A 13232-nucleotide genomic window follows, 5' to 3' on the forward strand; every position below is an offset into this window, starting at 1 on the left:
AGTATGAGTACATTAGTCGCGATTTCATTAACAACAGGTATTTTGTCAGGTCTATGGGGATGGATAGCTATCTCTTTCGGCTTACTGTCATGGGCAGGTTTCCTAGGTTGCACGAGTTATTTTGCTTCGCCAACCGGCGGTGTGAAAGGACTAGCGGGTAGCTTACTGACCAACATGACGGGCGTATTCTGGGCAATAGTGATTATCGAAAGCTCAACCTTCGCAGGGTTAGAGATTTTAGGCTACATGATTACTGCTATTGTGGCTTTCTTTATGTGTATTCAAGCAAAACAAGCGTGGCTCGGTTATATCCCGGGAACCTTTATTGGTTGCTGTGCGACGTTTGCTGCAGGTGGCGATTGGCAACTTGTAGTACCATCTTTACTGCTTGGTGGTGTATTTGGATACTTGATGAAAGCAACGGGGCTATGGCTTCACGAGAAATCGACTCAATCTTCGGAAGTTGTTGAACAACACGCTAAGCAAGCAAAGGCGTAACGAATACGTTAAGCAATGATGCTCTAGTTACTGTGAACTCTTGCAAGATAACCCCCAATTAATTTGTATATCGATTTATACAGGCACACCATCTGGTGTGCCTTTTTTGGTTTTGGTTTTGGTTAAGATAATAAACTAAAGATTTCATCAGTAGAGCAACTGATAGCATCTATAAAAAATTATGCTTAGGTATTTCCGTTCGCCATGGTGATCACGCGTTTTAATGTCCACCTTAATAAAAGCGGAATGCATTCTTGTCCTTGATTCTCGCAATGAGAAACAATGGCGAGTGCAAGGTCAGGCTTTGCGTGTTTCTTCAATACTTTGGCTACCACTTTCTTCGGAGGGATAGGGTGATCGTATGGAATCTTAACCATGTCACGGAAAAAGCTCTCAAACCCGTTCATATATAAGTAGTGCTCGATATCCTTATCAGGCAGTTCGGTGAGTCGATGTCTTTCCTGATCATTACCGAGTTTCGATAGTACTGTCGCGGCATACTTTTTACCAGCGGCATCGCCGTCAGTCACCACATGCCAATCAATGCCAAACTCTTGTGCAACCTTAATCAGCGCCTTAAGTCCCGATTGAGCGAACTCAATTATCTGCACACCTTCCGCTGCTAGGTTATAGCCACATTGGTTGGCCAGCTCATTGAACAACCAAACCTCGGTTTCACCCTCTACTAATAGCCAACAGCGAGCAAACAGTGCCCCTGAGCGGTGGAAACGGATATGAAAACCAATTCGACGAAGTTCATCCTTACTGAAGTGATTCATGTTGAGTTGGTTGGCGAGGGTTTTGTCGGACTGACGAACTAAGCGACGAATTGATTGAAGTGGGACAGCAGCAAGTAGATCGCCACTGTTGGTAGTGAGTATTTTCTGCATGGGCAACTTCTGCATTAAACTCCAAGCCCTTGCCAAGTGCGTTGGGTGCAATCGACCTTCTGGATCTTCAAGGATCAAAAGTGGGCGAGCACATCGTCTTAAGTCGTTTGGCCCTTTAGCTTGTAGATAAGCGTTGAGTAACCCCATGAATAATAAACGAGTCTGTTTGTTTTTGGTTTCTTCAACAAGTTGATGAATACTCTGATCATTGGCACCCGCCGAATAAAGCAATCCGTCTCGCTGTTTTCTAGGGTTACGACGAGAAGTACTTTTAAAAGAAAAATAGTGTTCAATCAAACTTTGCATCGACTCTAGGCTACTGCGCATTTCACCTTTATTAACATGACCGGGTATCGCCATTAGACGACGGCAGGTGTTGTCGATTCGCTTTTCTATTCTTGCCTGACGTCCATTGCCATTATTAGCGCCGTTTCCATTTGTGCTATTGCCATTGCTCGCTTGATGATTCCCGTTCCCGTTTGAATTGGCATTATTCGCGTGACCATTGCTAGGAAGGTGAGCATTGTGGTTAAGAGACTTGCCGTTGAAGGGACGATCAAAGTGCCTTGCATCACGCAAACGGATGACGGGATGTAAGGTCATTAATTCTTGAGCGAGCTTTTCTGAATGATGAAGCTTGAGCGGATTACCATCCAAACCAAGAAATGCATAGTGTGTGGTTGTTTCATACTGTTCTAGCGTCGCGCTGATTCGATAGTAGATGCGAAATACACCAAACTCATCCTGGACCCAAATAGGTTTGAGTTTGCGATAACGACCTGCGTTAAGTTCGCTCTTATCGTTGGCTTTTAAGGCGAGAACAATTTGAAGATGTTGAGACTGTGGATGTGAAACAGAGTAATCGACATGAAAATCGGTCATTTCAAAGTGATATGGCACACCGTCTGAGGGCAGAACGACGGAAAGGGCATCCAATAATGAAGACTTACCCCAAGTATTTTCACCAATAAGCGTGGTTAGCTCGTCAAACGCGAGTGACATGCGCTTGATACCTCGAAAGCCAGAAATCTCGATTCTTTCTAGTTGCATAGGCTTACTCCTAACGAAAGGCTCTGCTAATTATTTGAAAGCTAACAGATATCTTTAATCATAATCGAAAAAACCAAATCCGGTATGCTCACCTGTCACAAAACCCGTTGTTTATTAATACGGTGCAAAATGAGATTTTTGATCTATCTCGAGTATTTTTTTGCAGTGCAGTTTCATAAAATTCACGATTCTGTCATGATTCTCGACCTAGTATGAAGGGACTAAGAGAGAAGAAAATATGACTAAAAAGAATAAGCCGACAAAAATAGTGTTGGCACACATCAACGACACCCACTCATACTTTGAACCAACCTCGTTACAGCTATCACTTAAAATGAACAACCACATCATTGAACCTTATGTCAGTGCTGGTGGCTTTGCTCGAATTTCAACACGCTTTAAACAAATAGAACAAGATGCCCAGCGCCAGAAGGTTGGAACTTTGTTCCTACACGCTGGCGACTGCTTCCAGGGCACTTTGTACTTTTCTTTATTCAAAGGAAAAGCCAACGCCGATTTGTTGAATGCCCTCAATATAGATGCCATGACGCTCGGTAATCACGAGTTAGACATGGGTAATGAGCCCGTTGCGATTTTCGCGAAAAGAATCAAATTCCCACTGTTGGCCGGTAACTGGAATCTATCGAATGAGGATATCAATAAAACTCATACGCTAGCGGACAACGACATTGTTAAGCCTTATCTGCCTGAAACACGAAGTGCTTCTTTTATAACGAAAGAATTTGACGGCGAGAAGGTCGCAATATTCGGCTTAAGCATCGACAAGATGGCAGGCATCGCTAACCCAGATACCGATACACCGTTTGAAAATGCTTTGGAAACGGCAAAAGCGACCATTGAGCAAATTCATCAAGCAGGCATCAACAAGATTGTGTTACTTAGCCATCTTGGTTACGAAGCTGATTTAGAGTTAGCAGCTAACGTAACAGGTATTGGCGTCATCGTTGGTGGTCATAGTCATCGCTTACAAGGTGATTTCTCTGATATCGGCTTAGTTAAAGATGATGAATACGGTGTGAAAATTGGCGATACCTATGTTGTGCAAGCGGGTTTCCACGCCATGAGCCTAGGACACTGCGAAATTGAGTTCGATTCTCAAGGTAAAGTGACGCACTTCAATGGTAAGAACGAACTGTTATTAGGTCGTCGACTCTTTATAGACGCGAAACTGAGTGAAGTAGGGCAAGACGACGCACATGATATGGCGTGTGAGTTTTTGAACAACCACCCGAATATCGCTGTATGTAAGAAAGATCCTGAATTGCATAGCATTCTGACGGATAAATACCAGCCGCGAGTTCGTAAGCTTCAGCAGCAAGTGATTGCTCATGCTGACAGTAAACTTCGCCATGTTCGTATCCCAGATGAACAAGGGCCAAGCCAACTTGCGCCGTTGGTTGCCCAGTCGTTCCATTATCTGATGAACAAGAAAGGACACGCGGTAGAATTTGCCATCCACAACTCTGGTGGAGTGAGAAACTCACTGAATAGCGGCGATGTTTCGGTTGCCGATATTGCCGGAAAACTACTACCGTTTGCCGTACCTATTGGTGTGTATGAAGTCAGAGGTGAAACGATCGCTGGCATGCTGGAAGGCGCAATCAATAACGCATTGGATAACGGTGTGGTAGGTACGGGGTCGGGTAGCTTCCCTTACACACATAACCTAAGGTTCTGTTACCACAAAGAAGCACCTCTAGGGCACAGAATTCACAATCTTGAAATCCACTCTGAAGACGCCGGTTGGCAATCTGTTTCGCGTGAACGTGTTTATCGCGGAGCATCATCAGCCTACACCATGAAAGGGAAAGAGGGCTATAACGCGGTGTTGGATATGATAGGCGATGGCACGGTAACTACTGACTCCATGGCAGACTGCTTCATTGCGTTTTTACAAGACCACCCAGAGTCGCTTCAACACAATGAACCGTTGAATTGCATGGATTGTTTCAGATAACCACGGTGATACAGATACTTAGCATTATTACCTTGGCTTATTTATAAAATTGGCATCGTTTATGCTTTATCTCTGCAGGTTCCTTCTTGTGGAGATTTGCATGGATAAGAAAGATTGGTTAGATGCGGTAGCTGTTGTAGGTTGGGTATCTGTTTGGTCAGCGTTAGTGTATTTGGTGCCGACTACAGGTTTATAATGGTGTTGCATTCTGGATAAGACTAGCTTTTGAACAGTCGCAGTATTCCTATTATCAATACACGCTATACCAAGCGAAAGTGGAAGAAATAAAAAAGGAGCAGATTGCTCCTTTTTTGCTTTTTCCGTGCAAATTTATATAGACGAAACACAATCAGAGGATTATTATCCACGCGTTTGGGGAGTAGTTAGCGCAAGTTTACATATCGTCATCTCGTTAGGCCAAGAGTCTATCCGGTATGTAAAGGTGAAATCCCATATTTCACTTCAACGAGACCAACGCAATCACAGTCAAGATCCGTAATGGAGCTTGATATGCTTTGTTTGCGGAAGGTCTTATACAGTTCTTCCGCCCGGAGGAATAATGAACTCAACTCAATCTCTATTATCTACAAATAGTGAATCCTTTTTTTCATCGCCAATCATGACGACTTATGCGGGCTTTTTCCTGCTGACGGTTATTCTCGTCTCTATTGATATCTATCAGACTCGTGGCGGCAACGTTACTATTAAGAAAGCGGCAATCTGGAGTGTTTTCTGGTTTGTACTCGCGTTTTTGTTTGCTGGCTCTATTTATCTGTTTTGGGACATTTATGCGCCGAATAGTGACTACACAGCGCAAAAAGCAACAGTGTCATTCATTACGGGTTACTTGTTAGAAAAATCCCTTAGCGTAGACAACTTGTTTGTTTTTGCGATGATCTTTGCTCAATACCAAGTTCCTGAGCATCTACGACCTCGTGCGCTTCTTTGGGGCGTTATTGGTGCATTGGTGCTTCGTGCAATTATGATCGCACTAGGTGCGCAGCTATTGGCTGAATACCACTGGGTACTTTATGTGTTTGCAGCGTTCTTGATTGGTACTGGTATTAAACTGGCGTTAGACAAGGGCGAAGAAGAGAGTGTGAATACACTGCCTGAAAAGCTACTTCGCAAAATCATGCCGGTAACAGAAGACTTCCATGGCCCAGCATTAATGATTAAGCAGGGTACCAAATGGGTACTAACACCAATGATGTTGGTGATTGGTGCCATCGCAGTCATGGACGTGATGTTTGCACTGGACTCTATCCCTGCAATCTTCGCGGTAACACAAGAACCGTTCTTGGTACTTGCTGCTAACGTGTTTGCGTTACTTGGCCTGCGTTCGTTGTACTTTGTACTACAAGGTATGATGGATAAGTTCATCTACTTGAAGCCGGCACTGGCATTCATCATGGTCTTCATCGGTGTGAAAATGCTATTGGTTGACAGTGAATGGGCTATCCCAACTTACTGGTCTTTAGCGGTGCTGATTTCAACGATGACGATTGCGGTTATAGCGTCGATTTATGCAAAGAAGCCAGACATTGAACAAGTAAATTAAAACAAATATAACTTATCGAAAACTCGATAAGGAATACGTGGCCGATGAAGTAGAAAATTTATTTATGTAAAACTTCTGTGACATTGGCCACTTTTGTTTGAGGGTTATTTGTACTAAATGCATGATTTTTGCATCATGTTGAATTTATACTCACTCATTGTGCATATGTATTTCTTAGGGTTGTTAATGGTTTGTTTTATTAGAAAAACTAATTCGAATGTCTAATTTTAGTCATTTTTTAACCTGCAAAAGATCACCTATTATTCTTGTCATCAGAACGAACCACATAAACAAATTTATAGAGAGGCAATCATGGCTCAAGCAATGCAAATGAATACTATCGCTGTTCCTAACTCTATGGATAAGAAGACCTACTCGGTTAACTTCAAAGGATTGATTGCACACATTTTCGATATTCTTTTCGTAGACAACTCTCCACGTAGTTACTACACAAGCGACCTATCTGGTCACATGCAACGCGACATCGGTATCAACCGTTAATCTAAGCGTTAACATGTAAAATATAGAATTTTAAGAAAACGCCAGCTTCTGAAGCTGGCGTTTTTGTATCTGAAAGAAAACTTTATCTCTGAAATAACCCCGGCACCTGAAAGAAACTATGCATCTGAAATAAACTTATCACTTGAAAGAAATACTTAGGCATAACGGTCTGTATTTGAGCGCCAGTAAATTCGCTTCGTACAAGGATCACGGTATGTCACACGCCAAATGCAACTCACCATTGATTACACTTTGTTTACTTGCCTTACCGATCGGCTTTTATTCCTCTGTGTCGATTGCACAAACCTGGAGTAATGAAGGTCAGCCTGCGCAGGTTATCGAACTGTTCACCTCTGAAGGCTGTTCGAGTTGTCCACCTGCTGATGAGTACCTCAGTACTTTTGAAGATCACCCGAAACTCTGGACACAAGTCATTCCGCTCGCTTATCACGTTGACTACTGGGATTACCTAGGGTGGGGAGACAAGTTCGCCAGCAAGGCATTCAGTCAAAAGCAACGCCTATACAAAGCTTATGGAGTGACAAGCGGGGTTTATACTCCGGGGTTTATCGTTGACGGAAAAGAGTGGCGTGGTTATTTCAATTGGCTCGATAGAACGTTACCTTCGCTCCCACAACAAAATAACCCCAAGCTGACAGTCAATCATAAAGGCGACACGTTCAGTGTGAGTTACGAAGGTAAAGGTGATTATGTAGCTCATATTGCCTTATTAGCTATGAACGAAGTCACTAGCGTCAAAGCGGGAGAAAACAGAGGTAAGAAACTCGAACATGATTTTGTCGTGGTTTACGACGGTTACCAACGTGGTGAATCTGAATGGCAATTCAATGTGGACTTTGACCCGCTAGTCGCCTCGCCAGATGCTTTAGCTGTATGGTTAACCGCACCCAACTCGTATGCACCTGAACAAACGGTAGCAGGGTGGCTGAACTAAGTGCCAACCACGGCAATGTTTCAACCACGACAATCATATAACTAGAATACATTTAGACGAAGTAGGTACGGCGAGTATCAACGTTCTCACATCGATAACTTCGTTTATGGAGGCTATTAATCGGCGAAATAGAAGCGAAAGGGCGATTTAGTTACGTAATACTGCTGAAATACGTTAATATAGCGCGCTATTATTTTAGCTTTGAGTTCCTGCAATTAATGACTAACACCACTACACCAACCAACTTCTCTGATCTTGGCTTAATTTCTCCTTTGATGGCTCGTCTTACCGAGCTTGAATATCAACAGCCAACGCCTATCCAAGCGCAAGTTATTCCAAGTGTGTTAGCAGGACGCGATTTAATTGCAGGCGCAAATACTGGTTCAGGTAAAACTGCAGCATTTGCACTTCCACTGTTACAAAAGATTCATGAAGATGCACCTTTAGACCGTCGTTCAGGCAAAGGTAACTTCGTTTCTGGCCTTATTTTAGTGCCTACACGCGAACTGGCAAAGCAAGTGGCTGATAGCGTTAAATCTTACGCAGTGCATTTTAACGGTGCGATTAAGACTGTTTGTGTGTTTGGTGGTGTGTCTGTGAACACTCAGATGCAAGCACTACGTGGCGGCACTGATATCTTGGTGGCAACGCCAGGTCGTTTACTTGACCTTATTTCAAGCAACGCAATCAAGCTAGACAAAGTTAAAACGTTAGTGCTTGATGAAGCTGACCGTATGTTGAGCCTTGGCTTCACAGAAGAACTAGACGCTATCTTGAAGCTTCTGCCAAGCAAGAAGCAAACTCTATTGTTCTCTGCGACGTTCCCAGAGCAAGTTCAAACGCTTACTCACGAACTACTTACTGACCCAATTGAAGTTCAACTTCAAAGCGCCAACGCGAGCACTCTAGTTCAACGTGTATTCGAAGTAGAAAAAGGCCGTAAGACTGCATTGTTAGCGCACCTGATTCAACAACACGAATGGCGCCAAGCACTGATCTTCGTAAACGCAAAGAACAGCTGTGAGCACCTAGCAGATAAGCTTTACAAACGCGGCATCATCGCAGAAGTATTCCACGGCGATAAAGGACAAGGTTCACGTACTCGTATCCTTGAAGATTTCAAATCTGGCGAGATTGATGTTCTGATCGCGACAGACATCGCAGCACGTGGTCTGGATATCGAAAAGCTTCCAGTTGTTATCAACTTTGATTTACCGCGTAGCCCATCAGACTACATGCACCGTATTGGCCGAAGTGGTCGTGCGGGTGAGGTTGGTCTAGCGTTATCTCTGATCGATCACGAAGATTACCATCACTTCAAAATCATCGAGAAGAAGAACAAAATTCGTCTTGAACGTGAGCAAATTGAGGGCTTTGAAGTGGATGAAGAAGCGACAGCTGAACTGATCGCAGCACTAAAACCTGTTGCGCCACCGGCTGGTACAGGCAAGAAGAAAAAGAAGAAGAAAGCTCCACAAAACCAAGATGTGTGGCTAAACAACAACTGATCCAGAATCAGTAAACAATAGAGTATCCAAAGGCGCTAATCAGCGCCTTTCTTGTTTTCTTATCCCAAGTTAAGCTAATCGACGTAACGAGATTAAGCGATACTCTTGACTCTAAAGAGGTCGGTAAATAATTTGCCTATCATCAAAATGATGAGCAGTGTGGTTAACATCAGCAATGGTGTTTGAATCTGATAAACTGGTGTTAGATTAAGCGCACCAGATGTAAGCACGACTAACAAGTTGATACCCAAGATTCGATGTACCATCAGTTTAGGTGTCGCGAATACTTTCCATATAACAATGCTGTTGATGAAATAGAACAGCGCCAATTGCCACAATTCAGTCATCATCGGCATGATAAAGATATATTGAAGCAAGATAACTGTGCCCGTACCAATAACACCAAAAAACGCGTCCTTAATAACACTTGGCGGCATAGTTGGAAGCATTGAAGAAAATATGCCTGCAATCATCGGGAAGATAAAACCACCCGGCACAGGCAGGTATATCCAAACCAATAATGACGTGACGAACATCGAGACACCTTGTAAGACTTTTCTCCCATCTTCATTAAGGTGTTGAACAAAAGTACGGTGCTCATGGTGCCAAGAAACGTTTTTCTTTTCAGTCATCACAAATGGCACATCATCAATCAATAAAGAGTTTGGCGCCATTAACTCCAGTTTTTCCATTTTTTCGGTGAGAGCCGCCCAATCAAGAGTTTGACTCAGTTCATCCGAGGCAAGTTCAAGCAGACGATCTTGAATATGCGCCATTTCATTGATTCGTAAACGCCATGCGTGAATATTTTCTTTTAGGTGATAACTGCCAGTGAGCGGTAAATCCAATAGTTGATAGAGCTTTTCAATATTAGCGGTATTGGACTCTAAGGCCTCTATATCAAGGTTGTCGGTATCGCTCATTGCTGCGATCAGCGTTTCTCTGCTTGTTTCAAATCGTTGTACGAAGTTCTGTTCAGTGTTTACAGGCCAGATCAGACGATAAACAATCGAGAAGGTGATAACACCTAATAGAGTTTCTTGTATTCGAAGCACTGCAAAATAGAATGTAATTTGGTTATCGAATCCACCCATGCAAGAGATGATTGAGCAAACTGCAAAGCCTATAGAAAAGACATAACCGTATTTTTCATCACTCGACATGAAGATGCATGTACCTAGAAATAAGGTGAAAAACATCAGGAATAGAAAACGGTCTTGCGAAAACATCGCAATCAAGAAAAAGGCGTAGCCAGTTCCTAACAAGGTGCCCATTAATCGGTTATGGCCTTTGTTTATTGAATGAGCAAAGCTCTCGTTAAGTGCCATGACCGAAACCGCAATCGCCGCCCAATAGGGTTTCTCCCATTGAAACCACAACGCAACACAGATAGATATGACAATAGCGAGAGCTGCTTTAATGGCTTCTTTGGTTGATGCACTGAACATAAAGACATCCAACTATTTGATTATTTTGAGCGAAGCTGTCATGCCAACACGAAGTTGTAAGTCTTCAGGCACGTTATCGAGCTTTACTTTGATTGGTATGCGTTGAGCAAGGCGAATCCATTGAAAGTTTGGGTTCACGTTAGGAAGAAGGTCATTACCAGTGCTGCCGTCTTGTGTTGCAATACCAAACCCAATGCTTTTGATATGACCCTCTAATTGAATATCGTTATGCATCATGAGAGTGACAACAGCTTTGTCGTTTGGGTCAACATTAACCAGATCAGTTTCTTTGAAATAACCTTCGATCCAGAAACTGTCTTCATCGATCAACGCAACTACCGGTGTATTGGCGACCACTTGAGAGCCTTCTCGTAGGTTTAAGTTCGTGATGTAACCGTTTGTTGGCGCGTACACTTTGGTGTATTCAAGATTTAAATGCGCTTCTTCAACGTTGGCTTTTGCTAGTGCAACGTTAGCGGTGTTTGTCTCAACTGCGTTATTCAGGTTATTCAACGTCAGCACTGGCATTGCGCCAGGCGTTCTCTTTTCTAAGTTCAACGCGCGTTGCTCTTCGTTTTTAGCTTTTGCTAAGAGCGCGCGAGCCTGTTTCTGTGCCGCCAACGCTTTATTGTAGGCCGCTTGATAAATGCTTGGGTCGATCTCAAACAGTAAGTCGCCTTTAGCCACCTGTGAGTTGTCCTCAATATGGACTTTAGTCACTTGCCCTGTAACTCGGGGAGTAATTGAAACTATGTAAGCGCTGACTTGACCATCTCTAGTCCAGGGGGTACTCGAATAAGATTGGTAATAGCTATAAACCACAGAGCTTGCAGCAACGACCAGTAGTAGCGTGATGAGATAACGTTTAATCAAGGTTAGTGCCTCAGAAAATGGTAATGAATTGGCCGATAACGCCGACGAAAATCACGATTAGGCTTAATTCGGCAATTGCAGGAAAAGCGACATATTTATGTAGCCCAAGTTTTGTTGCGATTGAGCCAGTCAGTATCGTCAATACATAAGCTAACGCGATAACCAATAATAAAGGAGGGAAATAGATTTCACCCCACACGAGTTCATGCGGCATTGTGTTCATGGGTTTGTCTCTATCGTTTTGAGAAGGTAACGATAACGGAAGTAGTTCAATGTTAATAATCGTATATAGAGGACCAGATCCATCAAAAGTAAGTAAATTTGGGTATATACTAGAGAGTAAGGTTGTAAACGGGTAAAAGAGTAATCGCTATCTCTTACTCTGAATTCAATGAATTATTAAGAAACGAAGCACATCAACATGAATTTTAGTATTGAACAACTTCTCGCGTTTGTGACTGTCTATGAACAGCTTTCGTTCAGTAAAGCCGCGATAAAGCTCAATAAACACAGAACGACCGTGGGTCAGGTGATTACAAACTTGGAAGATCATCTGGCGGTGAATCTTTTTGAAAGAGTCGGGCGCTCTGTTGAACCAACAGAGGACGGGCACCTCCTTTATCACTACGCAAAACAGACGATTGAGCAAGCACGTACTTTTGATAAGGTGGCGTTGAGCCTTTCTTATGGTGGGTTAGAGAAAATAACAATCGCGTATTCTAGTTTCGTTCCTCAACGTGTGTTGGTCGATATACGTAAACGACTCAAGCACGATTTCCCAATGATGCGAGTGAACTTTCTGGTTAGGAATAAGAACGAAATTAAACAAGGAATACAAAGTGGGGAATATCACTTTGGACTTGTGAATGCTCACAATAGCCGGGCGATGCATAGTTTTGATTCTACTTTCCTTGGGCATTTTGAGTTCTACCCATTCGGACAGAAAGGGGGAGAACTCTCACATATCGATAAAGACGAAGTATTAGTCGCACTAAGGAACTCTAAACAGTTCGTATTGAAGTCTCTGATTGACGAAGGTATGTCTGAAAAGATTATCGTGAGCTCTGACTATGAAGAGATTGATCAGCTTTCGCTAATGATCAAAATGCTTGAAGAGGGTTTTGGGTGGGCACTTCTTCCTAAGGCATTTTTTACCGCCTCTGAATTTTCAAAACATTCAATAGAGCCCATTCACTCTGCGCAAATGGTGGAAGGATTCAAATTTGGATTTGCATTGTGGTGCCCGCACTCAAAACAAGTCAGTGGTATCAAAGGCTCTTTGGTGTCTGTCATTAAGGAGTACCGTGAGCAACTTATTCATAGTCTTAAGCCGTGAAAATTTGAGATATTAAAAAGGCGCTAATTATTCATTAGCGCCTTTTTAGATTTTGTTCAGCTTAAAGAAGAATTACTTCTTGCGGCAGAACTCAGCGATTACGTACATTGATTGACCGCCGTTTGTTTTACCAGAAACAAGCTTAGGATCGTCACCAACGCTGATACCACGGATAACAGTACCTTGCTTAATCACTTGGTTAGTACCTTTGATTGGCAGGTCTTTGATTACTGTTACGTCGTCACCTTTCTTAAGTTCAACGCCGTTCACGTCAAGAGGTTTGTCATCAGCAGACATACCGATTTGTGCCCAAACTGACGTTTCTTCTTCAAGGTACATCATGTCTAGCGCGTCTTGAGCCCAGCTTTCTGTGTTCAGACGAGTAAGTTGACGCCATGCAGTTACTTGAACTGGCGCTTCTTGACTCCACATGCTGTCAGTCAGACAACGCCAGTGGTTGATATCTTTAGGGTCGTCAATCTCACCAAGACATTTGTCACATACCATGATGCCGTGATCCACTGTTACGTGGCTGTGTGGCGGCACTGCGTATGCAGTAAGAGAAGAATCAGAACCACATAGTTCACATTTAGATTGGCAGCGTTCTAGCATAGTAGCTTCAGAAGACATAATG

General features: G+C 43.1%; 12 protein-coding genes. 7 read left to right on the forward strand and 5 right to left on the reverse strand.

Annotated elements, in window-relative coordinates:
• The first annotated feature begins 3 nt into the window (after window positions 1-3).
• On the forward strand, window positions 4-498 hold the full coding sequence (locus OC193_RS18420) for a DUF1097 domain-containing protein (protein ID WP_048662005.1): 495 nt from the start codon (window positions 4-6) through the stop codon (window positions 496-498).
• 185 nt (window positions 499-683) lie between these two features.
• On the opposite strand, the gene OC193_RS18425 is transcribed toward OC193_RS18420, so the two are convergent.
• On the reverse strand, window positions 684-2438 hold the full coding sequence (locus tag OC193_RS18425) for an ATP-dependent endonuclease (protein ID WP_048660204.1): 1755 nt from the start codon (window positions 2436-2438) through the stop codon (window positions 684-686).
• A gap of 238 nt (window positions 2439-2676) precedes the next feature.
• Here OC193_RS18425 and OC193_RS18430 point away from each other — a divergent pair, with 238 nt between their 5' ends.
• The 5 genes from OC193_RS18430 to OC193_RS18450 all read left to right on the forward strand — a co-directional run bounded on the left by OC193_RS18430 (window position 2677) and on the right by OC193_RS18450 (window position 8941).
• A complete protein-coding gene (locus OC193_RS18430) occupies window positions 2677-4416 on the forward strand; it encodes a bifunctional metallophosphatase/5'-nucleotidase (RefSeq protein ID WP_048660203.1) in 1740 nt (579 codons plus the stop codon).
• A 559-nt stretch (window positions 4417-4975) separates the two neighbouring features.
• On the forward strand, window positions 4976-5977 hold the full coding sequence (locus OC193_RS18435; protein ID WP_048662004.1) for a TerC/Alx family metal homeostasis membrane protein: 1002 nt from the start codon (window positions 4976-4978) through the stop codon (window positions 5975-5977).
• 312 nt (window positions 5978-6289) lie between these two features.
• A complete protein-coding gene (locus OC193_RS18440; protein WP_048662003.1) occupies window positions 6290-6478 on the forward strand; it encodes a hypothetical protein in 189 nt (62 codons plus the stop codon).
• A gap of 214 nt (window positions 6479-6692) precedes the next feature.
• A complete protein-coding gene (locus tag OC193_RS18445) occupies window positions 6693-7433 on the forward strand; it encodes a DUF1223 domain-containing protein (RefSeq protein WP_048662002.1) in 741 nt (246 codons plus the stop codon).
• A 218-nt stretch (window positions 7434-7651) separates the two neighbouring features.
• Window positions 7652-8941 (forward strand): DEAD/DEAH box helicase, encoded by a 1290-nt coding sequence (locus OC193_RS18450; RefSeq protein ID WP_048662001.1) that lies wholly within the window; start codon window positions 7652-7654, stop codon window positions 8939-8941.
• 92 nt (window positions 8942-9033) lie between these two features.
• Here OC193_RS18450 and OC193_RS18455 read toward each other — a convergent pair whose 3' ends face one another.
• The 3 genes from OC193_RS18455 to OC193_RS18465 are packed head-to-tail and all read right to left on the reverse strand — an operon-like array spanning window position 9034 to window position 11485.
• Window positions 9034-10389, reverse strand: a complete 1356-nt coding sequence (locus tag OC193_RS18455) for an FUSC family protein (RefSeq protein ID WP_048666389.1) — start codon at window positions 10387-10389, stop codon at window positions 9034-9036.
• Between the two features lie 12 nt (window positions 10390-10401).
• Window positions 10402-11262 carry an HlyD family secretion protein gene (locus OC193_RS18460; RefSeq protein ID WP_048662000.1) on the reverse strand — a complete coding sequence of 287 codons (861 nt, stop codon included), beginning with the start codon at window positions 11260-11262 and terminating at the stop codon, window positions 10402-10404.
• 10 nt (window positions 11263-11272) lie between these two features.
• Complete coding sequence (locus OC193_RS18465; RefSeq protein WP_004730923.1) at window positions 11273-11485, reverse strand: DUF1656 domain-containing protein; 213 nt, start codon at window positions 11483-11485, stop codon at window positions 11273-11275.
• A gap of 198 nt (window positions 11486-11683) precedes the next feature.
• Here OC193_RS18465 and OC193_RS18470 point away from each other — a divergent pair, with 198 nt between their 5' ends.
• Entirely contained in the window at window positions 11684-12598 is a 915-nt protein-coding gene (locus OC193_RS18470) for a LysR family transcriptional regulator (RefSeq protein WP_048661999.1), read from the forward strand.
• Window positions 12599-12670: 72 nt separating this feature from the next.
• Here the strand turns inward: OC193_RS18470 and OC193_RS18475 are convergent, their stop codons facing one another.
• Complete coding sequence (locus OC193_RS18475) at window positions 12671-13228, reverse strand: PhnA domain-containing protein (protein ID WP_017060062.1); 558 nt, start codon at window positions 13226-13228, stop codon at window positions 12671-12673.
• Between the last annotated feature and the right edge of the window lie 4 nt (window positions 13229-13232).

This window comes from Vibrio crassostreae, assembly GCF_024347415.1.
Taxonomy (GTDB): domain Bacteria; phylum Pseudomonadota; class Gammaproteobacteria; order Enterobacterales; family Vibrionaceae; genus Vibrio; species Vibrio crassostreae.